At 69.2% G+C, this 22,047-nt stretch carries 20 protein-coding genes, 1 pseudogene and 1 riboswitch; of the genes and pseudogenes, 12 read left to right on the forward strand and 9 right to left on the reverse strand.

Annotation, left to right across the window (positions count from 1 at the left end):
- Positions 1–21 precede the first annotated feature (21 nt).
- Positions 22–324 (forward strand): annotated as a pseudogene (locus tag J7E91_RS01155) (divalent metal cation transporter); the annotation flags it as partial.
- A 64-nt stretch (positions 325–388) separates the two neighbouring features.
- Here the strand turns inward: J7E91_RS01155 and J7E91_RS01160 are convergent.
- The 3 genes from J7E91_RS01160 to bcp all read right to left on the reverse strand — a co-directional run bounded on the left by J7E91_RS01160 (position 389) and on the right by bcp (position 4,377).
- Positions 389–2,029, reverse strand: coding sequence for a chitinase (locus tag J7E91_RS01160; protein ID WP_251015021.1), 1,641 nt, complete (start codon positions 2,027–2,029; stop codon positions 389–391).
- Positions 2,030–2,270: 241 nt separating this feature from the next.
- Complete coding sequence (gene proP / locus J7E91_RS01165; RefSeq protein ID WP_214898279.1) at positions 2,271–3,779, reverse strand: glycine betaine/L-proline transporter ProP; 1,509 nt, start codon at positions 3,777–3,779, stop codon at positions 2,271–2,273.
- Between the two features lie 130 nt (positions 3,780–3,909).
- Complete coding sequence (gene bcp / locus J7E91_RS01170) at positions 3,910–4,377, reverse strand: thioredoxin-dependent thiol peroxidase (protein WP_214898281.1); 468 nt, start codon at positions 4,375–4,377, stop codon at positions 3,910–3,912.
- 148 nt (positions 4,378–4,525) lie between these two features.
- On the opposite strand from bcp, the gene J7E91_RS01175 reads away from it, so the two are divergent.
- The 3 genes from J7E91_RS01175 (at position 4,526) to J7E91_RS01185 (ending at position 5,755) form a co-directional block, all read left to right on the forward strand.
- The gene (locus J7E91_RS01175; RefSeq protein ID WP_214898283.1) at positions 4,526–4,846 is read left to right on the forward strand and encodes a DUF3618 domain-containing protein; all 321 of its coding nucleotides are present in this window, start codon (positions 4,526–4,528) and stop codon (positions 4,844–4,846) included.
- Between the two features lie 50 nt (positions 4,847–4,896).
- Positions 4,897–5,232 (forward strand): co-chaperone GroES, encoded by a 336-nt coding sequence (locus tag J7E91_RS01180; RefSeq protein WP_028811655.1) that lies wholly within the window; start codon positions 4,897–4,899, stop codon positions 5,230–5,232.
- A gap of 98 nt (positions 5,233–5,330) precedes the next feature.
- Positions 5,331–5,398: riboswitch (guanidine-III (ykkC-III) riboswitch) on the forward strand.
- A 36-nt stretch (positions 5,399–5,434) separates the two neighbouring features.
- The gene (locus tag J7E91_RS01185) at positions 5,435–5,755 is read left to right on the forward strand and encodes a multidrug efflux SMR transporter (RefSeq protein ID WP_028811654.1); all 321 of its coding nucleotides are present in this window, start codon (positions 5,435–5,437) and stop codon (positions 5,753–5,755) included.
- Between the two features lie 24 nt (positions 5,756–5,779).
- On the opposite strand, the gene J7E91_RS01190 is transcribed toward J7E91_RS01185, so the two are convergent.
- Positions 5,780–8,254 carry a transglycosylase domain-containing protein gene (locus J7E91_RS01190; protein ID WP_214898286.1) on the reverse strand — a complete coding sequence of 825 codons (2,475 nt, stop codon included), beginning with the start codon at positions 8,252–8,254 and terminating at the stop codon, positions 5,780–5,782.
- A gap of 209 nt (positions 8,255–8,463) precedes the next feature.
- Here J7E91_RS01190 and J7E91_RS01195 point away from each other — a divergent pair, with 209 nt between their 5' ends.
- The 4 genes from J7E91_RS01195 to J7E91_RS01210 are packed head-to-tail and all read left to right on the forward strand — an operon-like array spanning position 8,464 to position 11,972.
- Positions 8,464–9,264, forward strand: coding sequence for an ABC-2 family transporter protein (locus J7E91_RS01195; RefSeq protein ID WP_214898354.1), 801 nt, complete (start codon positions 8,464–8,466; stop codon positions 9,262–9,264).
- 46 nt (positions 9,265–9,310) lie between these two features.
- Entirely contained in the window at positions 9,311–10,162 is an 852-nt protein-coding gene (locus J7E91_RS01200; RefSeq protein WP_308375903.1) for an ABC transporter permease, read from the forward strand.
- Between the two features lie 6 nt (positions 10,163–10,168).
- Positions 10,169–11,134 (forward strand): ATP-binding cassette domain-containing protein, encoded by a 966-nt coding sequence (locus J7E91_RS01205; RefSeq protein ID WP_214898288.1) that lies wholly within the window; start codon positions 10,169–10,171, stop codon positions 11,132–11,134.
- Between the two features lie 40 nt (positions 11,135–11,174).
- Positions 11,175–11,972, forward strand: a complete 798-nt coding sequence (locus tag J7E91_RS01210) for a DUF1707 domain-containing protein (protein WP_214898290.1) — start codon at positions 11,175–11,177, stop codon at positions 11,970–11,972.
- Positions 11,973–12,009: 37 nt separating this feature from the next.
- On the opposite strand, the gene J7E91_RS01215 is transcribed toward J7E91_RS01210, so the two are convergent.
- Positions 12,010–13,302 (reverse strand): SGNH/GDSL hydrolase family protein, encoded by a 1,293-nt coding sequence (locus tag J7E91_RS01215; RefSeq protein WP_214898292.1) that lies wholly within the window; start codon positions 13,300–13,302, stop codon positions 12,010–12,012.
- Positions 13,303–13,505: 203 nt separating this feature from the next.
- On the opposite strand from J7E91_RS01215, the gene J7E91_RS01220 reads away from it, so the two are divergent.
- Complete coding sequence (locus J7E91_RS01220; RefSeq protein ID WP_251015023.1) at positions 13,506–14,813, forward strand: DUF445 domain-containing protein; 1,308 nt, start codon at positions 13,506–13,508, stop codon at positions 14,811–14,813.
- Between the two features lie 917 nt (positions 14,814–15,730).
- Positions 15,731–16,648, forward strand: a complete 918-nt coding sequence (locus J7E91_RS01225; protein ID WP_214898294.1) for a S1 family peptidase — start codon at positions 15,731–15,733, stop codon at positions 16,646–16,648.
- 282 nt (positions 16,649–16,930) lie between these two features.
- On the opposite strand, the gene J7E91_RS01230 is transcribed toward J7E91_RS01225, so the two are convergent.
- Positions 16,931–17,749 carry an excalibur calcium-binding domain-containing protein gene (locus J7E91_RS01230; RefSeq protein ID WP_214898295.1) on the reverse strand — a complete coding sequence of 273 codons (819 nt, stop codon included), beginning with the start codon at positions 17,747–17,749 and terminating at the stop codon, positions 16,931–16,933.
- Positions 17,750–18,143: 394 nt separating this feature from the next.
- Here J7E91_RS01230 and J7E91_RS01235 point away from each other — a divergent pair, with 394 nt between their 5' ends.
- Positions 18,144–19,133 carry a hypothetical protein gene (locus tag J7E91_RS01235; RefSeq protein ID WP_214898296.1) on the forward strand — a complete coding sequence of 330 codons (990 nt, stop codon included), beginning with the start codon at positions 18,144–18,146 and terminating at the stop codon, positions 19,131–19,133.
- A gap of 99 nt (positions 19,134–19,232) precedes the next feature.
- Here J7E91_RS01235 and J7E91_RS01240 read toward each other — a convergent pair whose 3' ends face one another.
- Positions 19,233–19,442 carry a DUF397 domain-containing protein gene (locus tag J7E91_RS01240; RefSeq protein ID WP_214898298.1) on the reverse strand — a complete coding sequence of 70 codons (210 nt, stop codon included), beginning with the start codon at positions 19,440–19,442 and terminating at the stop codon, positions 19,233–19,235.
- Positions 19,442–20,287: a helix-turn-helix transcriptional regulator gene (locus J7E91_RS01245; RefSeq protein ID WP_214898300.1), complete on the reverse strand. Its 846-nt coding sequence runs from the start codon at positions 20,285–20,287 to the stop codon at positions 19,442–19,444. Before J7E91_RS01245 ends, J7E91_RS01240 begins: the two co-directional genes overlap by 1 nt.
- Before the next feature lie 167 nt (positions 20,288–20,454).
- On the opposite strand from J7E91_RS01245, the gene J7E91_RS01250 reads away from it, so the two are divergent.
- On the forward strand, positions 20,455–21,147 hold the full coding sequence (locus J7E91_RS01250; protein ID WP_308375895.1) for an ATP-binding protein: 693 nt from the start codon (positions 20,455–20,457) through the stop codon (positions 21,145–21,147).
- Positions 21,148–21,194: 47 nt separating this feature from the next.
- Here J7E91_RS01250 and J7E91_RS01255 read toward each other — a convergent pair whose 3' ends face one another.
- A complete protein-coding gene (locus tag J7E91_RS01255; protein ID WP_251014988.1) occupies positions 21,195–21,986 on the reverse strand; it encodes a restriction endonuclease in 792 nt (263 codons plus the stop codon).
- Positions 21,987–22,047 lie beyond the last annotated feature (61 nt).

Genomic DNA, 22,047 nt, shown 5'->3' on the forward strand with positions numbered 1-22,047 from the left:
AGATAAGGCGACGTGGGCACGGTGGAGGAGGTCGCGGCCGGCGTGAAGGAACGCTCGCTGCCGTTCCGGGCGTACCTGCTGTGGCTGACGTTCCCGCCGATGGCGCTGCTGTGGCTGGACCAGCCGTTCGGGCTTGTCGTGGTGTACGGCGTGCTCGGCGCGTTCTTCATGCCGTTCCTGGCGCTGACGCTCGTGTGGCTGCTCAACTCCTCGCGTACGCCCGCCCAATGGCGCAACGGCATGCTCAGCAACGCGATGCTGGGGGCGGCGGGCCTGCTGTTCATCGTGCTGTGCGTACAGCAGGTGAGGGAACTGCTCGGGTAAGAGCTTCCCGGCAGCGCCGCCGCGAGGAGCGTGAAGCGGCGGCGCTGCACGGAGCCTGTCGTGACTACGGCAGGTTGTGCACGTGCGGTCCCACCGCGTTCGACCAGGCGTTGCCGGCCGTCGCGTCCCAGTTCGTGGACCAGGTCATCGCGCCGCGCAGACCGGGGTAGGTCTTGGCGGGCTTGAAGGACCCGCAGTTTGTGCCGCGGGTCAGGCAGTCCAGGGCGTTGTTCACGATGGACGGTGCGACGTACCCACTGCCCGCGCCCCGCGTGGACGCCGGTACGCCGATGCCGACCTGGCTCGGGGCCAGACCGCCCTCCAGCTGGATGCAGGCGAGCGCGGTGAGGAAGTCGACGGACCCCTGCGAGTAGACCTTGCCGTCGCAGCCGAGCATGGAACCGCTGTTGTAGTACTGCATGTTGACGACGGTCAGGATGTCCTTCACCGCGAGCGCCGTCTTGAAGTACTCGCTGCCGGTGGACTGCATGTCGATGGTCTGCGGCGCCATGGTGAGCACGAGTCCGGAGCCCGCCTTGGCGGAGAGCTGGCGCAGCGCCTTGGTGAGGTACGTCGAGTTGATGCCGTGTTCGAGGTCGATGTCGACGCCGTTGAAGCCGTACTCCTGCATCAGGGCGTACGCGCTGTTGGCGAAGGCGGTCGCGGAGGCGTCACTGTTGATGGTGACGTTGCCCTTCTCGCCGCCGACCGAGATGATCACGGACTTCCCGGCGGCCTTCTTCGCGGCGATGTCGGCCTTGAAGTCGGCGGCGCTCGCGTACCCGACGGCCGGGTCGAGGTTGAAGACGATCTGGCCGGGCGTGGCGGTCGAGTCGGCGAAGGAGACGGCGATGATGTCGTACTGCGCCTGCACGTCGCGGAGCTTCTGGACGGTCGCGCCGTTGTTGAAGTTCTGCCAGTAGCCGGTCAGCGCGTGCTTGGGCACAGCGGGGCCGGGGCCGGGATCGCCGCCGCCGGGCGCGGTCCGGCCGCGGACGGACGCCGACTTGGGTGACTCGCCGGCGGAGTTGGTCGCGGTGATCTGGAAGTCGTACGCCGTGTCCGCCGCCAGCCCCGAAACGGTCGCCGAAGTCCCGGTCACGGACTGGACCTTCGTACCGCCGCGGTAGACGTTGTACCCGGTCGCCCCGCTGACGCCGGACCAGGAGAGCGCGACGGACGATGACGTCGTGGCGCCGACGGTGAGCCCGGATGGGGTGGCGGGGATGCCGGGTTCGGGGTCGGTGCCTCCGCCGCCGTCGGGGCCGAAGACGGATACGTCGTCGACGTAGTAGGCGCTCTGGCCGTACCAGCCGTGGGTGTAGACCGTCACCGAGGTGGTGGCGGGGCCGGCCTTGAAGCTGGTGGTGAGCTGCTTCCAGCCGGACGAGTCGGGCGTCCAGGTGGAGACGTCGGTGGTGCCGGTGCCGCTGGCCCCGAGGTACGCGTATCCGCCCTGCACCCAGGCGCTGAGGGTGTACGTAGCACCGGGCTTGACGGTGACGGTCTGCGAGCAGCGGGCGTTGTCCTGCCCGCCGGGGGTGGCTTTGAGGGCAGCGGCGCCACCGTGGGCGGGGGAAGAAACGGTGGCGCCGCTGCCGGCGGAACAGGCCCAGTTGCTGAGCCCGGACTCGAAGCCGGCGTTCTTGGCGACGTTCACGTCGGCGGCGGCCCGGTTCGCGGCTTGGGTGGCGGGGGCGGCCAGACCGGCGGTGAGGAGGGTGGCGGCGGTGAGAGCTATGAGGGGAAACGCGGGGCGGTCCACTTACGGCCTCCGGTGGGGGAGTGTGGGGAGGAGTCGCAGGGACGGTGGCCACCGTTTGTTGTTGGTCGTTAAAATGGTTCAGACCAATCGGGTTGTCAAGACCTCTGGCACAAGGGGCCCTTGAGCGCTCAGGGCGGCCAGGGGCCCCTGAAGTAATCCCCCGGCCGCCCCTGGCCCCGCGTCAGAACCTCGGCCCCGGCGTCTGCGCCGCCACCAGTTCCGCCGCCTCTTCCTTCGTTTCCACCGAGGGGGGTGAGCCCGTCAGCGGCTGCTTCGCCGTTTCCTTCATGCACGCCACCGCGATGATGCCGATGAGTGCCGCCGCCATCGAGTAGTACGCCGGCATGAGGTTGTTGCCGGTGATGCTGATGAGGCCCGTGATGACCAGGGGCGTCGTGCCGCCGAAGAGGGACGCGGAGAGGTTGTAGCCGACCGACAGGGAGCCGTACCTCACGTTCGTCGGGAACAGGGCCGGGAGCGCCGCCGACATCGTGCCCAGCAGGCAGACGAGAGACAGGCCCAGCATCAGCATGCCGGCGGCGATGGCCGGGATGCTGCCCTGCTTGATCAGGAGGAAGGACGGGAGGGAGAGGAAGAAGAAGCCGAGCATGCCCGCCATCAGCAGCGGCTTGCGGCCGAAGTGGTCGTTCAGGCGGCCGGCCTGGTTGATCACCGCCATCAGGCAGACCATGACGCCCAGCAGGATCAGCAGGCCGTGCGTCTCGCTGTAGCCGAGCTCGTCCGAGAGGTACGTCGGCATGTACGACAGCAGCATGTAGTCGGTGACGTTGTATGCGCCCACCAGGGCGATGCACAGAATCAGCGTCGGCCAGTACTGCCGGAAGATCTTCGCGAGGTCGCCCTTGGCGGTGGTCTCCACCGTGTCGGCGGCCTCGGACGCGCGGACGTTACCGCTCTCCAGTTTCTGGAAGGCGGGGGTCTCGTCCAGTCGCAGTCGCAGGTAGAGGCCGACCAGGCCGAGCGGGCCCGCGACCAGGAACGGGATGCGCCAGCCCCACGCCTCCATGGCGTCGGAGCCGAGCCAGGCCGTCAGGACCGTGACGAGCCCGGCCGCGCCGGTGTAGCCCGCCAGGGTGCCGAACTCCAGGAAGCTGCCGAAGAAGCCACGGCGCTTGTCGGGGGCGTACTCGGCTATGAACGTCGACGCGCCGCCGTACTCACCGCCCGTCGAGAAGCCCTGCACCAGCCGGAAGAAGATCAGCAGCACCGGCGCCCAGAAGCCGATCGTGGCGTACGACGGGATCAGGCCGATGGCGAACGTACCGATCGCCATCATGATCATCGTGAGGGCGAGGACCTTCTTGCGGCCCAGCCTGTCGCCCATCGGGCCGAAGACCATGCCGCCGAGGGGCCGCACCAGGAAGGCCACGGCGAAGGTCGCGAAGGAGGAGAGGAGCTGGGCCGTGTCGTTCCCGGGCGGGAAGAAGACGTGTCCGATCGTCACCGCCAGGTAGCTGTAGATGCCGAAGTCGAACCACTCCATGGCGTTGCCCAGCGAGGCCGCCTTGACCGCCCGCTTGACCGCCGCCTCGTCCGTGATGGTGATGTCGGAGCGGCGCAGCGGCGGGTTCTTCCGCCTCCTGGCGGCGCGGAAGAGCGTGTGGTGGCGCTTGATCGCTTCGGGGTCGGCCACGTGGTCGGGGCCGGAGCCGGGGCCGGTGGCCGCCATGGCAGGTTCCTTTCCTCGGACGCGTTTCCCATGTCCAAGTGGAACCTCTGCCTTCTATTTCGTGCTGCAAACCAAGGCCCCCTGGTCCGGGACCTTGGTCACAATGCCCAGGGGGCCGGCGTGCCCCGGTTCAGATGCCCAGGTCCTTGATGATCTTCGCTACGTGGCCGGTCGCCTTCACGTTGTAGAGCGCCCGCTCCACCTTGCCGTCCTCGTCCACGACGACCGTCGAGCGGATCACGCCGGTCACCGTCTTGCCGTACAGCTTCTTCTCCCCGAAGGCGCCGTACGCCGTCAGGACCTCCTTGGACGGGTCGCCGACCAGCGTGACCTTGAGGTCCTCTTTCTCGCGGAACTTCGCGAGCTTCTCCGGCTTGTCGGGGGAGACGCCGACGACGTCGTATCCGGCCCCGGCCAGCAGCTCCAGGTTGTCGGTGAAGTCGCAGGCCTGCTTGGTGCAGCCGGGAGTAAGGGCGGCCGGGTAGAAGTAGACGATGACCTTGCGGCCCTTGTACGAGGAGAGGGAGACCTCGGTTCCGTCGGCGTCGGGCAGGGTGAAGTCGGGGGCGGTGTCGCCGGGCTGGAGTCGCTCGCTCATCGGGTGTCGGTCTCCTCGTGCGGGGAAAGTACGGCCGTACGGACCCGAGGGTAATGGGGGTGCCGTGGGGTAGGGGACGGGCCGAGCTGACAGACTGTCGATGAAGGACTACCGGATTCGGCCCACGACCACCCACGGAGGCAGCGCAGTGTCGGATGCCAGGACCCCTGCGCAGATCGAGGCGGACATCAAGAGCCGGCGTGACCAGCTGGCCGTAACGCTCGACGAGATCGGGGTGCGGCTGCACCCGAAGACGATCGTCGGTGACGCGAAGGCCAGGGTCGCGGCGACCGTGGACCAGACCGCGGGCCGGGCGTTCGTCGCGGTGAACCGGACGGTGTCGGACGTGAAGGCGCAGTTCGTGGACGAGGACGGCTCGCCGCGCCTGGAGCGGGTCATTCCGGTAGCGCTGGTGGCCGTGGGGCTGGTGGGGCTGCTCGCGCTGTCGGCGCGTCGCAGGCGCGGCTGACCCTGCGGCCGGTGGCGGGCGCGGGGTCAAGGACAGGTAGGTTCGGGGGCGTGAGCGAGAACACCACGCACGACAAGCTGCCCATCCGGATGCTGCACGACCGGGTGCTGGTCAGGTCGGACAGCCCCGAGGGCGAGCGCCGCTCGGGCGGCGGCATTCTGATTCCGGCGACCGCCGCGGTCGGCAAGCGGCTGGCCTGGGCCGAGGTCGTAGCGGTCGGCCAGAACGTACGGACCGTGGAGCCGGGCGACCGGGTGCTGTACGACCCCGAGGACCGGGCCGAGGTCGAGGTGCGCGGCATCCCGTACGTACTCATGCGGGAGCGCGATCTGCACGCGGTGGCCTCGGAGCGGGTCTCGGAGGACTCGACCGGCCTGTACTTGTAGGCACAAAGCTTGTAGGCACAATGCCGTCAGCGGCGGAAGCTGTTCGAGCGAGCGGGCCGGTGACCCGGCGATCAGGGTCACCGGCCCCTTTCGCTGCCCTTTTGCTAGGTTGGAAGCACCCCCGACGAGACGCGCCGTACCGGGTTTTACGCAAAGACGACGCACCCCCGTTGATTCCGCGTTCGTTTCGGAGGTGCCCGTCATGGCCTGGGTTCTGCTCGTTGTCGCCGGTCTGCTCGAGGTCGGCTGGTCGATCGGGATGAAGTACACCGACGGCTTCACGCGGCTCTGGCCCAGTGTGTTCACGGGCGCGGGGATCGTCGCGAGCATGCTGCTGCTGTCGCACGCCGCCAAGACGCTGCCGATCGGTACGGCGTACGGCGTGTGGGTCGGTATCGGCGCGGCCGGTGCGGCGGTGCTCGGCATGGTCGTGCTCGGTGAGCCGGCGACCGCCGCCCGGATCTTCTTCGTGTGTCTGCTGCTGGTCGCCGTCGTGGGGTTGAAGGCGACCTCGGGGCACTAGCGGTTCTGTACGCGAGGCAGTACGTCAGGCGCGGCCGCGGGAGCCGTTCGGTGCGCCGCCGCCCGGTGGGCCGGTGGCGCCGCCGGTGTCGGCCCCGCCGTCCGTGCCGCCGGTGTCCGTCGTTCCGCCATCGGTCGCGCCGCCGGTGTCGGCCCCGCCGTCCGTGCCGCCGGTGTCCGTCGTTCCGCCATCGGTCGCGCCGCCGGTGTCGGCCCCGCCGTCCGTGCCGCCGGTGTCGGTCGCACCGCCGTCGGTCGCGCCCGTACCGCCCGTGTCCGAGGCGCCGCCCGCGTCCTGGCCGCCGGTCGTCGGGCCCTGCGTCGGGTCGTCGGGGCTGTCGCTCGACGGCGGTTCCCCGGAACCCTCGGACTCACCGGTGTCCGGTTCGTCCTCGGACGGCGGCGGGGCCGACTCGTCCGAGCCGGCCGCCGTCTCCAGGTCGAAGTCCCGCACCGGCTGGTCCTTGAGCGCCGCGGCCGTGAACTGGCCCCAGACCTGCGCGGGCGCCCCGCCTCCGTTGATACGCGGCAGGCCGAGCGCGCCGTACAGCGGCTTCTGTACGCCGGTTTCCGGGTCCTGGCCCATCACCGCGACGACCGTCGCCAGGTCCGGCGTGTAACCGGCGAACCAGGCGGCCTTGTCCTCCTCGGCGGTGCCGGTCTTGCCCGCCGCGGGGCGGCCCGCGGACTGGGCCGCCGTGCCCGTACCGCCGTCGACGACGCTCCTGAGGATCGACGTCGTGGTGTCGGCCGCCTCGCGCGAGACCCCCTGCCCGGAATCGGAGCCGGAGCCGGCGTCCGCCGCCTGGGGCAGGGCGACGGTCTGGCCGTTCTTGGTGATCTTCTCGACGATCGTGTACGCGCCGTGCTTGCCGTGGTTGGCGAGCGTCGCGTACGCCTCCGTCATGTCGAGGACGCTGGCGGTGGCGACGCCGAGCGCGATCGACGGGTACGCGTCGAGGCTCGGGGTGTGCTCCGGGATGCCGAGGGCCACGGCGGTGTCCTTCACCTTGGCCGGGCCGACGTCCTGTGCCATCTGCGCGTACACCGCGTTGACGGACTTGTCCGTGGCGGTGCGGACGGTCACCGGGCCGTACGAGCGCTGGTCCTCGTTCTCCGGGGCGTACCCCGTCGGCCCGTTGGGGCCTTCCACCATCCGCTTGTTGGTGCCGTCGTACATGGTGTTCGGGGTGATCTGCACGCCGTCCTGGGTGGTGGAGCCGTTCTCGACGGCCGAGGTGAAGACGAACGGCTTGAAGGTGGAGCCGACCTGGTAGTCGCGGCGCGTCGCGTTGTTGACGTACTGCTTCGTGTAGTCGATGCCGCCGTACATCGCGACGACCTTGCCGGTCGCCGGGTCGATGGAGGCGCCGCCGACGCGCACGTTGCGGTCGACCTTGCGGTCCTTGCTCGTCCGCGACATCACCTTGTCGTCGACGGCCTTGGCGAAGGCGTCCTGCTTCGGCTTCTCCAGGGTCGTGGTGATGCGGTAGCCGCCGGTCGCGAGCGTGTCCTCGTCGATGATCTTGTTGTTGGTGAGGTAGTCCTCGACGGCCTGCACGATGTAGCCGCGCTGCCCGGAGAGCCCGGAGGCCGGCTTCGCCTCGTGCGGCGCGGGGAACTTCACCGCGGCGCGATCGGCGGCACTCAGCCAGTTCTCCTTCACCATGCCGTCGAGTACGTAGTTCCAGCGGCCCAGGGCCGAGGACTTGTTCTCGGGGTGAGTGGTGACGTCGTACGCGCTGGGGGCGTTGAGGAGGGACGCGAGGTAGGCGCCCTCGGTGGTGGTGACCTCGTCGATGTCCTTGCCGTAGTACGCCTGGGCGGCGGCCTGGATGCCGTACGCGTTGCGGCCGAAGTAGCTGGTGTTCAGGTACCCCTCGAAGATGTCGTTCTTGCTCTCCTCACGATCCAGCTTGATCGCGATGAAGAACTCCTTCACCTTGCGGGTGACCGTCTGTTCCTGGGCGAGGTAGTAGTTCTTGACGTACTGCTGGGTGATCGTCGAGCCGGACTGCTTGCCCTTGCCGGTGAGGGTGTTCCAGCCGGCGCGGAGCATGGCCTGGGGGTCGACGGCCTGCTCGGAGTGGAAGTCGCGGTCCTCGGCGGCCAGTACGGCGCGCTGGACGGACTTCGGGATCTGGGCGAGCTTCACGCTCTCGCGGTTGACCTCGCCGTCGCGGGCGAGCTGGGAGCCGTCGGCGTAGAGGTAGACGTTGCTCTGGGAGGTGGCGGCGCTGTTGGCTGCCGGGATCTTGACGAGCGTGTAACCCGCGAAGAACGCGCCGAACAGGAGCAGCGCCAGCAGCAGGAACGTACCGAGGAGCATCCGCCAGGTCGGGACCAGCCGGCGCAGGCCGGTGCGCCGGGGGCGGATCTTCTTGCCGTTCTCGTCACGCTTGCCGGCCTTCTTCTTCCCGGCCTGCGGCTCCGCGTCGACCGTGGGGTCGGATGGGTCCCGGGGCGCCCACCCCTGGGGCTGCTGTGGCTCGTCGCTCATGCTGGTGGAGACTCCCTGGGCACGGCCAGAGGTTCACTCTCCGGCATAACGGTGTCGTATCGGGCGATTCGGCTGGTACGCCCATAGTGCATGCACTCGGAGTCCTGCCCCCGAAGCGCCGTTCCAAAATGCCTGCGGCGGCTGACCCCATTGGGCTAGGGCGGGGCGTTTTGGGGCTTTGGTCGAATCGAGGGGGGCTTGGGGTGGGGGTGCGGTTATACGCGGTCGTCGCGGCCGGGGGTTTCCGGCGGCACGCGACGTACCGGGTGGCGACGGCGGCCGGGGTGTTCACCAACACCGTCTTCGGCTTCATCCTGGCGTACACCTTCACGGCCCTGTGGGACGAGCGTCCACAGCTCGGCGGGTACGACCTGTCGCAGGCCCTCACCTACGTGTGGCTCGGGCAGGCGCTGCTGATGACCGCTGCCTTGATGGGCGGCGGCTTCGAGTCCGAGCTGATGGAGCGGATCCGTACCGGCGACATCGCGATCGACCTCTACCGCCCCGCCGACCTGCAGTTCTTCTGGCTGGCGGGCGACCTGGGGCGGGCCGCCTTCCACCTCATCGGGCGCGGCGTCGTCCCGATGGCGACCGGCGCGCTCGCCTTCGACCTGGCGCTGCCCGCCGACCCGTTCGTGTGGGCCGCCTTCCTGGTCGCCGTCGCGCTCGGTGTCGTCGTCAGTTTCGCGATCCGGTTCCTGGTGGCGCTGTCGGCGTTCTGGCTGCTCGACGGGGCAGGTGTGGCGCACATCACGTGGCTCGTCGGCCTCTTCTTCTCCGGGATGGTGCTGCCGCTCACCCTCTTCCCCGGCGGCCTCGGCACACTCGCGCAGGCGCTGCCCTGGTCGGCGCTGCTCCAGATCCCGGCCGACGTCTTCCTCGGCAAGCACACGGGCTGGGATCTGGTCCGCGCGTACGGCTTCCAGCTCGGCTGGGCGGCGGTGCTGCTGACGGCCGGGCGGCTGCTCCAGTCGGTGGCGACGCGCAGGGTGGTGGTCCAGGGTGGCTGAGGCGACGAAGGCGGCTGAGGCGACGGAAGCGACGGAGACCACGCCGGTGGCCGGGAGGGCCGAGGTGGGTGAGGTGCTCGGGGCCGCCGCGCAGCTACGGGCCGGGGTCCGGGCGTACCGGATGATCGCGGCGATGTGGATCCGCTCGACGATGGCGTACCGCGCGTCCTTCGCGATGGCGGCCCTCGGGAACTTCGCCGCGACCGGCCTCGACTTCGTCGGCATCCTGCTGATGTTCTCCCACGTGGACGCGCTCGGCGGCTACACCCTGCCCGAGGTGGCCTTCCTCTACGGCACGGCGGGCGCGGCCTTCGGCCTCTCGGACCTGGTCATGGGGTCGATGGACCGGCTGGGCCAACGGGTGCGCGACGGCACGCTGGACACCTTGCTGGTACGCCCGGTCCCGGTCCTCGCGCAGATCGCGGCCGACCGCTTCGCGCTGCGCAGGCTGGGCCGGATCACGCAGGGGCTGCTGGTGCTCGGGTACGCGCTGGTGGTGCTGGACATCGAGTGGACGCCGCTGAAGGTGCTCATGGTGCCGATGATGGTCCTGAGCGGGGCGGTGATCTTCTCGTCGGTCTTCGTGGCGGGGGCGGCGTTCCAGTTCTGGGCGCAGGACGCCTCGCAGGTGCAGAACTCCTTCACGTACGGCGGCACCACGCTTCTCCAGTACCCGCCGACGGTCTTCGCGAAGGACCTCGTGCGCGGGGTGACGTTCGTGCTGCCGCTGGCCTTCGTCAACTGGCTGCCGGCGCTGTATGTACTGGACCGCCCGTACCCCCTGGACCTGCCGTCCTGGCTCGCCTTCCTGCCGCCGCTGGTGGCGGGAGTGTGCTGTGTGCCGGCCGGGGCGGCGTGGCGGGTGGGCCTTCGTTCGTATCGCAGCACGGGGAGCTGATGCCGGATGGAAAGTGACTTCATCGAGCTGGAGGGCGTCGAGAAGTTTTTCGACGTACGCAGGAAGACAGGGCGGCTGAGGCGCGAGAAGACGCGGGTGCGGGCGGTCGACGGGATCAGTTTCTCGGTGCCGCGCGGCGAGATGGTCGGCTACATCGGGCCGAACGGGGCGGGCAAGTCCACCACCATCAAGATGCTCACCGGCATCCTCACGCCGAGTGCCGGCCGCGTGCGGGTCGCGGGCATCGATCCGGCGCGGGAGCGAACACGGCTCGCGCGGCACATCGGGGTGGTGTTCGGGCAGCGTACGACGCTGTGGTGGGACCTGCCGCTGCGCGACTCGTACCGGCTGATGCACCGGATGTACCGGATCCCGGACGACCGCTTCAAGGTGAACATGGCGCGCTGCGTCGAACTCCTCGACCTGGGCGAGCTGCTGGACGTACCGGTACGGCAGCTGTCGCTGGGTCAGCGGATGCGGGGCGACATCGCGGCGGCGCTGCTGCACGACCCCGAGGTGCTGTATCTCGACGAGCCGACGATCGGCCTGGATGTGATCTCGAAGGCCAAGGTCCGGGACTTCCTGCGGGACTTGAACGCGGAGCGCGGCACGACGGTCCTGCTGACGACGCACGATCTGACCGACATCGAGCAGCTGTGCAAGCGCGTGATGGTCATCGACCACGGGCGGCTGGTGTACGACGGCGCGCTGGCGGGCCTGCACGAGGTGGGCGAGAGCGAGCGGACGCTGGTGGTGGACCTGGAGCGCGAGCTGCCCCCGGTCGAGGTGGCGGGGGCGCGGGTGGTGAAGGTGGAGGGGCCGCGGCAGTGGCTGGCGTTCCCGGCGTCGGTGTCGGCGGCGCCGCTGGTGGCGGCGGTGGCGCAGCGGTATCCGCTGGTGGACCTGTCGGTGCGGGAGCCGGACATCGAGGCGGTCATCGCGAAGATGTACGCGGACCGCTCGGTGCTCTGAACACTGGGACGGTCGGTTGGAGTTGACTAGTCTGAACGCCATGGCCAGTGAACTTCCGGAAATGCGCGCTTCTGACGCGGAGCGTGAACGAGTCGCCGAGGTACTGCGTGACGCCGTCGCCGAGGGGCGGCTGGACATGGAGGAGTTCGACCAGCGGCTCGATGCCGTCTACAAGGCGCGTACGCACGGCGAGCTGGAGCCGCTGGTCCGCGACCTGCCGGCACCGGGCAGCAGCTCGGCGGCGCTCGCCTCCCCGTCCGCCTCGGGTGCGCGGGTCTACTGGCCGGCCCGGATCGGCGGCCCGGCGACGTCGAACGGTGCCTTCGCCTTCTGGGGCGGCTTCGGGCGCCAGGGCACGTGGACGGTGGGCCGGACGTTCACGGCGTTCGCGATGATGGGCGGCGGCGAGATCGACCTGCGCGAGGCGCGCTTCGAGGACCGCGAGGTCGTGATCCGCTGCTTCACCATCATGGGCGGCATCCAGGTGACGGTGCCGCCGGGCCTCGACGTGCAGGTCAAGGGCGTCGGCATCATGGGCGGCTTCGGCGACGTGACGGCGAAGGGCGTGCCGGAGGCGGACAACCGGGTGGCGCCGGACTCGCCGCGCGTGACGGTCACCGGGTTCGCCCTGATGGGCGGGGTCGGTGTGGAGCGCAAGGTCACGCGCGCCGAGAAGCAGCGCCTCAAGGAGGCGCGCAAACAGCAGAAGCTGGCGAAGAAGGCGGAGTCGGGGCCGGGGTCCGGGTCCGGTTCCAAGTCCGGTTCCGACTCCTCGTCCGGGTCCGAGTCGGAGTCCGGGTCTGATTCCTGGTCCGGTTCCGGTTCCGGGTCCGACTGACCGCAAGGAGCTCGACTGCGGCCCGACCGACCCGCGCTCAGACCCCGGCCGCGTCCGCGCTCCGGTTCAGGGAGGCGATGTCGAACGCCGTGCCCATGCGCCGGTAGCCCTCGTCGCTCGGATGCAGGTGGTCGCCCGAGTCGTACGCCGGAAGGAGCCGGTCCGGGGCGTACGGGTCGCGCAGCGCCTGGTCGAAGTCCACGACCGCGTCGAAGACGCCGCGCGTACGGATCGCCTCGTTGACACGGTCCCGCACCGCTTCGAGCTGCGGCGTGTGGGCCCGCGTCCCCTCGAACGGCATGATCGTCGAGCCGACGACCCGCAGGCCGCGCGCCCGTGCCTGGCGCGCGAGCTGGTCGAGGCCCGCCGTGATGCGCGCCGCGTCGAGCTCGTGCGGCGGCCGCAGGATGTCGTTGATGCCGAGGACGACGACGACCGCCTTCACGCCGGAGCGTGAGAGCACGTCACGGTCGAAGCGGGCGAGGCCGCTCGGGCCCGTACCGTCGCTCAGCAGCCGGTTCCCGCTGATGCCCGAGTTGAGGACGCCGTAGCGTCCGTCGAGACGGTCGGCGAGGACGTCCGTCCAGCGGCGGTTCGCGCCGGCCGTGGACGTGACGCCGTCGGTGATCGAATCGCCGATGACGACGACGGCGCCCTCGGACTTGCCGCTCAGGACGTCGACGGCGGTGAGGTAGCGCCAGTACGGCGTCTGCCCGGTGTAGGCGTCCCCGAGCGGGTCCTCCGTGCGGTCGCCTTCCGCGACGTACGACGTCTGGCGGGCTCGCGGGTGGTGCGTCACCGGGCCGCTGGGCGTGGGGGAGTAGGTGGTGACCAGCAGGTCGGCGTCGTACGGCACATTCAGCGGGGCCGGGTCGCTGACGACCTGTCCGCCCGGCGGGACCACGACCGAGGGCGAGCCGCCGAAGTGCAGGCGGCGCATCGTGCCGTTCGCGGCGGTCGGGGCGCCGGGGGTGGCGGCGACGGCGATCGAGGCGTGCGTGATGTGCAACGGCTGTACGCCGAAGAGGTTGGAGAGGGTGATGCGGGCGCTGGTGCCGCCGATGCTGGTGTGCACGACGTTACGAAGCGAACGCCCGGGGAAGCCTTGTTCCGTGCCCAGCTCGGCGAAGGCGGGCGCGGTGGACCAGGTGCCGATCCAGGAGGCGGAGGTGGCGGGGGCCGCGGAACGCAGCGGCGTACGGGGACGGGTCTGTGTGTCGTCGTCAGAACCGTGACCGCCGAGCGTCGCTCCGGCGAATATGGCCCCCGAGATGAGGACCACCACCGCGGCGAGCGCGGCGAGCAAGGCATAACCGTTGCGCTTGGTCATGCTCGGTGTATCTCCTCGGGCGCAGGGAGCCCGAGGCTCCGTTCGAACTCACTCAATGATGCGCCATTGCACCGCCCTGGTAGACGTCGGGAACTCGCAGTGCGTTCCACGAGTAGGTCAGGTAGGGAAAATCAGGTACGAGATGGTGCGTACGAGGCGGACGGGTGGAGCGGATGGATCGCAAGACGACGGGAACTGACGACATGTACGACAAGGAGGTTCCCGGGCCCTCGGCCGCCCCGCTCCCGCCCTTCGCGTACAGCGCCGCCGACGAGGAGAAGCGCCAGGGCGTACGCCGCATGAAGGCGACGGCCACCGGGCTGCTGGTCCTGGTCGCGCTGATCTACGTCCTCGCCACCTGGGCGGAGCGGTCGGGCGTCGGCGGCTGGCCGGCGTACGTCGCGGCGGCGGCCGAGGCGGGCATGGTCGGCGCGCTGGCGGACTGGTTCGCCGTGACGGCGCTCTTCAAGCGCCCGATGGGCCTGCCCATCCCGCACACCGCGATCATCCCGACGAAGAAGGACCAGCTGGGCACGACGCTCGGCTCCTTCGTCGGCGAGAACTTCCTCTCCGAGGACGTCGTACGCACCCGCCTGCGCGCCATCGGCATCGGCTCCCGCGTCGGCGCCTGGCTGGCGGAGCCGGACCACGCCGACCGGGTGACGGAGGAACTGTCCACGGCCCTGCGCGGCGCGTTGACCGTGCTGCGCGATTCCGACGTGCAGGCGGTCGTGGGCGAGGCGATCACGCGGCGGGCGGACGCCGCGGAGATCGCGCCGGGGATCGGCAAGGCGCTGGAGAACGTCGTCGCGGACGGCGCGCACGACCGCGCGGTCGATTTGATCTGCACCCGCGCGTACGCGTGGCTGGTGCTGCACGTGGATGCGGTGATGGAGGCGATCGAGGGCGGGGCACCGGGCTGGACGCCGCGTTTCGTGGACCGGAAGGTCGGTGACCGCGTCTACAAGGAGCTGCTGCGCTTCATCTCCGAGATGCGCGACGAGCCGGACCACCCGGCGCGCGGCGCGATCGACCGCTTCCTGACGGACTTCGCGTCGGACCTCCAGTCGGACGCGGACACGCGGGCGAGGGTGGAGCGGCTGAAGTCGGAGATCCTGGGGCGGGGCGAGGTCCAGGACGTGATCGCCTCGGCGTGGGCGTCCGTACGCACGATGATTATTTCGGCGGCGGAGGACGAGCAGAGCGAACTGCGCCTGCGGGTACGGGCCTCGCTGCTCTCCCTGGGCGGACGGCTCGCGACGGACGGGCGGTTGCAGGGGAAGCTGGAGGGGTGGCTGGAGGACGCGGCGGTGTACGTGGTGACGACGTACCGCGGCGAGATCACTTCGCTGATCAGCGACACGGTGGCGGGCTGGGACGCGGAGCACACGTCGAAGAAGATCGAGGCGCACATCGGCCGGGACCTGCAGTTCATCAGGATCAACGGCACGGTGGTGGGGGCGCTGGCGGGGCTGCTGATCTATACGGTGTCGCATGCGGTGGGCGGTTAGGCGAGGGCTGTGGCACAGGGCGTACGCGCCGGGCGCGCGACCGCCTGTCGTCGGTCACGCGCCCGGCCTGTGGGGGGCTTGGTGAGTTGTACGGGCGGAAGGCGTGGGGCGTTCAACGGCGCGCCGTTCCGGTACCGCGACCGCCGAAGAGGCACCCCTGAGGGCACCCCGGTCACTTCTGAGGGTGCCTGGTCGGCCGCGCTGGGCTGCGCCACTGACCAGAACCGGACAGGCGTACTCGGCGTACGAACAGTAGGGATCGGCGCATAACGCTGCACGGGCTCGGTGCGCCGCCCGTGGGCGGGGGCGGCGGAGCGGCCCCGGGGCAGAGGGTTCGGCGGTCGTGCGGTGGGGCGGTGTGCGGCGGAGGGCGGCCGGTGAGCCGCTGGGGGCTGGAGGGGCGCCAGTGCAATAGCTACGGACTTCGGCGGCACCCGGACGGGGGTGCGGTCCGCGTGTGCCGGGGTGCCTGCGGGGGGCCGTCCGGCAGCGAAGGGTCCGGTCCGGGCGGCCCTGAACAGCGGAAGTGGCATCTCGCGCTCCGGTTGCGGGACCCGTGGGTGCGCACGCGCAGTACTCCGGCGCTCCTGAACCGCGAGTCAGCTGACGACAGGTCAGCAAACATGCGTGGCATCGCCGAGCCTCCCGAGCGGCGCCTCCGCTCCGGCCGGTCGCGCCGCCGCGGTTCCCGCCGGCCGCGACGGCCGTCGCGGGCTTCGCGCCGTCGCATCGGACACGTCGCTGGTGGGCGCGCGTAGAGCGGCTGAAAGACGCTCTTGTTGACGACTCAACAGCACCCCAGGATTCCTACCACGTCGTTGACAGGATCATGACCGCTACGGATGGTCGTCCCGCATCGGCGTGCTGACGGGCCCGCCTACCCAGCGGGCCCCTGGGATCCCCCACCGGAGGATGTAGTGAACTTCAAGCGCCTGTCTCCCCTCGGCGGCGTCGCGAGACGTGCACGGCTGATCGCCGTCGCATCGACTCTGCTGACCGTCTCCGCGCTTGCCACCCCGATCGCCTCGGCCGAATCCGGCGACGGCGCCCGGGCGACCACCGCCCAGCTCGCGAAGACGGGCGACGCCGTGCTCGGCGCGGATGTGCCCGGTACCGCGTGGTACACGGACAAGGCGTCGGGCAAGGTCGTCGTCACGGCGGACGACACCGTCTCGGCCGCCGAGATAGCCAAGATCAAGAAGGCGGCGGGCGCACAGGCCGACGCCCTGGAGATCAAGCGCACGCCCGGCAAGTTCAACAAGCTCATCGCGGGCGGCCAGGCCATCTACAGCGGCAGCGGCCGCTGCTCGCTCGGCTTCAACGTCCGGAGCGGCACGACGTACTACGCCCTCACGGCCGGCCACTGCACCAACGGCACCGGGACCTGGTACACCAACTCCGCCAAGACCGCGGTGCTCGGCTCCACCACCGGCTCCAGCTTCCCGAACAACGACTACGGCATCATCCGCCACTCCAACGCCTCCGCCGCGGACGGCCGGGTCTACCTCTACAACGGCAGCTACCGCGACATCACGAGCGCCGGCAACGCCTACGTCGGCCAGTCCGTCCAGCGCAGCGGCAGCACCACCGGCCTGCGCGGCGGGACGGTCACCGGCCTCAACGCGACCGTCAACTACGGCAACGGCGATGTCGTTTACGGCATGATCCAGACCAACGTCTGCGCCGAGCCGGGCGACAGCGGCGGCTCGATGTTCTCGGGCAGCACGGCGCTGGGCCTGACCTCGGGCGGCAGCGGCAACTGCTCGTCGGGCGGTACGACGTTCTTCCAGCCCGTCACTGAAGCCCTGAGCGCCTACGGCGTGAGCGTCTTCTAACCACTCCTGCTCCCACACCCCAGCCAGGAGCCGGCGGCCTTCCTCGGACGGCCGCCGGCTTCTGCCGCACACGGGCGGGCCGCAGCGCACCACCAGGTGCACTGGCCCGCCACACGCGCGACACGCGCTGGGCGCGTGACCGCCTGTCGCCGGTCACGCGCCCACCTGTGGGGGGTGCCCGGTAGTACGTACGGACGGCCACGCGTGCTCAACGGCGCGGACGGCGACGGCACGGCACCCTGCCGACACCACCGACGCCGGCCGCCCGAACGGCCGCAGTGACTACTCGCAGGCCACCCCATCCCCGTCCCGGTCGAGGTGACGCCCGTAACCGGGGTCGCCCACGCGAATCGGAGCCGCACCGGCGGCGCGTACGGCGTCACAGTTGGCGTACGACGCGCTCCCGCCACCGCCTCCGCCACCGGACCCGCTACCGCCTCCGCTACCGGACCCGCCGGACGTTGTACTGCTGCCCCCACCACTCGACCCGTTGTACGGCTCGCACCCGACCCCGTCACCGTCCCGGTCGAGGTGACGCCCGTAGCCAGGGTCGCCACTGCGGACAGGGGCGGCGCCGGCGGCGCGGGCGGCGTCGCAGTTGTCGTAGTACACCGGCGGCGGGGCAACCGTCTTCGGCTTCGTAGCCTTCGCAGGCTTCGGCGTCTGCGTCGCTTTCGGCGTGACCTTGGGCGCGGGCCTGGTCACCGTGATGCGTACGACGGCGGTACCGCTGAGCTTCGGCGTCGTACCTTTCACGCCTTTCACGTCGAGCCGGTACGTGAACTCGTCCTCGCCGCCGTAGCCGGCGGTGGACGTATAGGCGATGGAGGTCCCGTCCAGCTTCACGCTGCCGTGCGCCGGCTGCACATCGACGGAGAGAGCGAACTCCTCCGCCTCCAGCTCCGCTTCGACAGCCCGCGCCTTCCCGCCCGAGGCAGGCACGACGGTGTCGTTGTCCAGGACCTTTACCACGACCGGTTCGGCGGCGTCGGCGCTCTCCTCGTCGTCGACAAGCTCAAGTTCCGCTTGGGGCTCCGGCTCCGACGGGGTGGCCTTCTCCGAAGCCGGCCGCGGAAGCGGCAACCGCCTTGTCACCGTCATCGCTGACCCCACCGGCGCCCCCACCGCACCCCACGAGCGCGACGGCGAGAAGCGCCACTCCCGCCGCAGACGCGCCACGCGCAGATATCTCTCTGACCGCCATGGGCCCCCAAGTAATCGCGTACGAGCTGAGGAGGCAGACGATCCCAGTTGTGTCCGTCACATCAGGGCGATGTGAAGAATCGGCATCCGTTTGTGATGAAAGAGTGCGCGCCCGCTCTGGTCGACGGGCGGGACGGGCCCCGGCGCCCTGACGTCCCGACGCGCCCCGCAGTGTCGGCCACGCGGGCGATCCCTGGGCCCGCAGGGGTCCGGCGAGGACAGAAGTGACGAGCCGTCATGTTCTTCTGGTTACCAGCGTCCCTCGCACCCCCGCGCAACCCGGAGGAGCCCCATGTCCCGCTTCCCACGCCTGGCCGCAATGGCCACGGCCGCAGTCGCCCTCGCGGCGCTCGCGTCGGCGCCCACGTCAGCCGTCGAGCCGACGCTGACCGACCCGCGTGTTGTCGAGCACTTCGACTTCGAGGCGGGCCAGACGCCGGAGAACATCGCGCTGGAACCCGACGGCTCGGCCAATGTGACGTTCGCCTTCGCCCGCCAGGTCGCCCGCCTCTCCCCGCACCACGAGCCGCGCATCATCGCCGAGCTCCCCGCTGTGGCGAACCCGAGCACCCCCATCTCAGAGGCCGCGGTGACGACGGGCATCGCGCGGGCCCACGACGGCACGCTGTACGTCAACTACGCGACCGGAACGAAGCTGACGGGCATCTGGCGCATCAGCCCCAAGGACCACACGGTCAAGCAGATCGCCTGCCTGCCGAAGGACGGCTTCCCCAACGGCCTCGCGCTCGACGAGCACCGCGGCGTGCTGTACGCCGCCGACTCGGTGCACGGCACCGTATGGCGCGTCCCGGCAAAGGCCGCGGCGGGCCACGACTGCGTCAAGCCGAAGGCATGGGCCAGGGGCAGCAAGCTCGACCGTGCCGCCGCGCCGACCGGGATGGTCGGCGCCAATGGCCTTCAGCTGCGCGACGACGCCGTGTGGGTGACCAACTTCGACAAGGGCCTGCTGCTGCGCATCCCCGTGAAGAAGAACGGGTCCGCGGGCCCCATCCAGACCAGGGCCACCGGCCTGACGGGCATCGACGACTTCGCCTTCACCGGCCGTGACGACACGATCCTGGCCGCCCTGATCACGGAAAACGAGGTGGCCCTCGTACGACCCAACGGCACGCACTCCGTCGTACTCACCGCAAAGGACGGCCTGTCGAACCCCACCTCAGTGGCAGTACGCGGCAAGACGGTCTACGTACCCAGCGCCGCCTACTTCACCATGGAGGACCCAAACCTCCTCCTCGCCACCCTCAACAAGCACCACCGCTAGTCGGCCCTGCCGAATCGCGGGCTGACCAGGCGGACGGGGTTGACGCCCAAGTCCAGCCCGGTCAGCCCGCTCGGCTGTTGCCGACACCGCCCCTCGACGCTAGCGCGCCCCGAACTCCCCACCCCGCACGGCACGAACAAACCCCACCCACGCCCGGCGCGACACGGCGATACACGCCCCATCAGGCACCTTCGAATCACGCACGGCGGCATACGCGGCACTCCCGTCAAGCCCCGCCACCTCGACACACTCGGTCCCGCTGCCGCCGCTGTAAGACGACTTGATCCATTGGGTGCCGTCGTGATTCATCAAAGCTCCTCGGAAGCCTGATTCAGGAGTGCAGTTGAGGCGCTGAGGTCCAGCGCCTGGGCTTGCAAGTACTGGAACGCCAACTTATAGCGTTCGAGTTCCTCGGGCTTCTCCATGAAGAGACCGCCGCCGATGATGTCGACGTACACCACGTCGAGTTCAGGTGATTGACCTCCGAGAATGACGAAGCTTCCAACGGCTGCGGCGTGTGCCCCGCTGGCGAACGGCAGTATCTGAACAGTGATGTGGGGACGCTTGGCCAGTTCCAGAATGTGCCGGAGTTGCTCCCGCATCACTGCGCGGCCCCCGACCACGCGGCGCAGGACAGCCTCGTCGACGACGGCCCAGATGTGCGGTGGGTCATCCCGATCCAGCAGCTCCTGTCGCTTCATGCGGATGTCGACCATGTGCGCAATCTCCTGCTCGGTGCAGCGCATCTCGGAAGCGCGATGCACGGCCTCGGCGTACGCGCGCGTCTGGAGCAGGCCCGGGACGTACATGCAGGAGTAGTGGTCTTCGCGGACCACCTCGTCTTCGAGGGTCAGCATGAGGTTCATCGACTCGGGGATCGGATCGGCAAGCGACCGCCACCAACCGCGGATTTTGGCTTCCTTGGCCAACTCGACAAGGGTCTGACGCTCTTCTTCCAACGCCCCATACTCCCGGCAAAGCGCCTCCACCACAGGCCACTTGACCGACCCGCCCTTGGTTTCGTATCGGCTCAGCGTGGCTTTGGAGATGCCGACGAGTGCTCCGGCTTCCTCGAGTGAGAGCCCCTTGCGCTCACGCAGTCGGCGCAGGTCCGCGCCGAGTTGACGCCTTCGGGTAGTCGGTCCAACTGGCACGGTCGTGGCCCTTCGTGTCGATCTCCCAGAGCGTGCACGGTGCGGAGCCGTACAGGCAAGACAGCGCACGCCAGGGGCGCGCGAGGTACGACCGTGCTCCCTCAACTCGTAAATGAGAGTTCCATATTGAGAGTTTCACTGTCACCCTGTGTGTGGATGTAGGCGCGTTGCGCAATCACCGCACTCATGAAGGTGAGGGCTTCGGGATGGATGAATGCCAGTGCGAGGTTTCCAGGAAGGCGTGGGAGCTGCCCTTCTTGGCGGAAGCCGAAGAGGTCGCTGGTCTACGACGCGTGATGGCCCTGCATCTCAGACTGTGGGGCCTGTCTGAACTCACCGACGCCGCACAGCTCTGCGTGACGGAGCTGGTAACCAACGTCCTCACCCACGTAGGCGCGGGCACGCCAACGACGCTGACCGTCTCCATGGCCGGCACGCGCCTCCGCATCGAAGTCCGCGACCCGGACGCACGCGCACTGCCCACATTGCTCGCAGCGACGGACGGTGACGAGTCGGGCAGGGGCATGGCCATCATCGAGGCGATCACGGATCGCTGGGGCGTCATCCTGCGAGCCGATTCGAAGGTGACATGGTGTGAACTACCTACGAACCTCACTGCATCAACAGGCCACACAGGAGGCCGCCGCGTGACCAGGGCCGAGACGTTCCTGACGCTCTACCGCGGTGACATGCACCCCACCATCGACCCCGCGGGCCCGCTGGGCCTGGCGGTGGCGGAGGAGATGACGATCGCCCTAATCGTCGACCTCCTCCACTGGCTCCGGGCCCACGGCTGCGATCCAGACGAGACCCTCGACCGCGCCCAAACACATTTCGAGGCCAACTGGGGGAGGGTCTGACTGGGCGTTGCTGCTATCAGTAACCTTCGCGCACGTTCTCTGCCTGCTCAGTCGCGACTGGTCGCGTAGGCATCGCCTTTCGGCCAGATTGCATATGCAGCAACCTCATCAGAGTGGCAAAGGTGTATCAGGTCCTGGCGAGGGCGGGACGGTAGCAACAGGGCGATGTCTGGTCGTGGAGCTATGTAGCGTCGATAGTCGAAAAGTTGCCCGATGGCCATGCGGATCGCCTCGCGGGTTACGGTTCCCTTGGCCTCGATCAGTATGTTGTCCGTGGCGTCGTAGAGATCCGTAAACAAGGGTTTCAGCTCTCCGGCAGGGACGATTCTCTTGCGCCTGACTTCGTGCCCCTGTGACCTCAAGTATCTGCGGTACGCCGTGACGAGCTGCGCCTCCCGCCGATCGGCAAGGCGTGGTGCGCTGCTCGGATTTACAACCATCCGTTCCACGTTGTGCTGCTCAACGTCGACATCTTCGACGACTGTAGAAGTAACCGGAGTAAACGGCAGCTCCACCTCAGTTGCGGTCGAGTCAACTGGGCGAAGCCTGAACATGATGACGCTGCGGATCTCTCCGTCAGTGTCCGGAGCGTCTGTGGTGTACCACGGGCGCTCCGAGTCGAGGGTGAATTGGCCCAGGTGCTCTACGACTCCGCGAGCGGTCGATCGGAAGAGATGGAGTGACCGTTGATCCTCCATGTGATTGAGGATGGCCAGGTTGCCGCGGATCATCTCCTGGTCACCGTACTGGCCTTGACCGCAGTAGTGGTAGCAACCATCGGCACCCCAACCGTCGAAATAGCCATGCTGGTGCCCCCGCGAGGGGTCGGTGAAGAGCATGACGTGAGGGGTCGTCCCTGACGGGCTAATCCCCCCTTGCCAACTCCCGCCGTACCGCATG

Origin of the sequence: Streptomyces sp. ISL-99 (genome assembly GCF_018614005.1) — a bacterium.
GTDB lineage: Bacteria > Actinomycetota > Actinomycetes > Streptomycetales > Streptomycetaceae > Streptomyces > Streptomyces flavidovirens.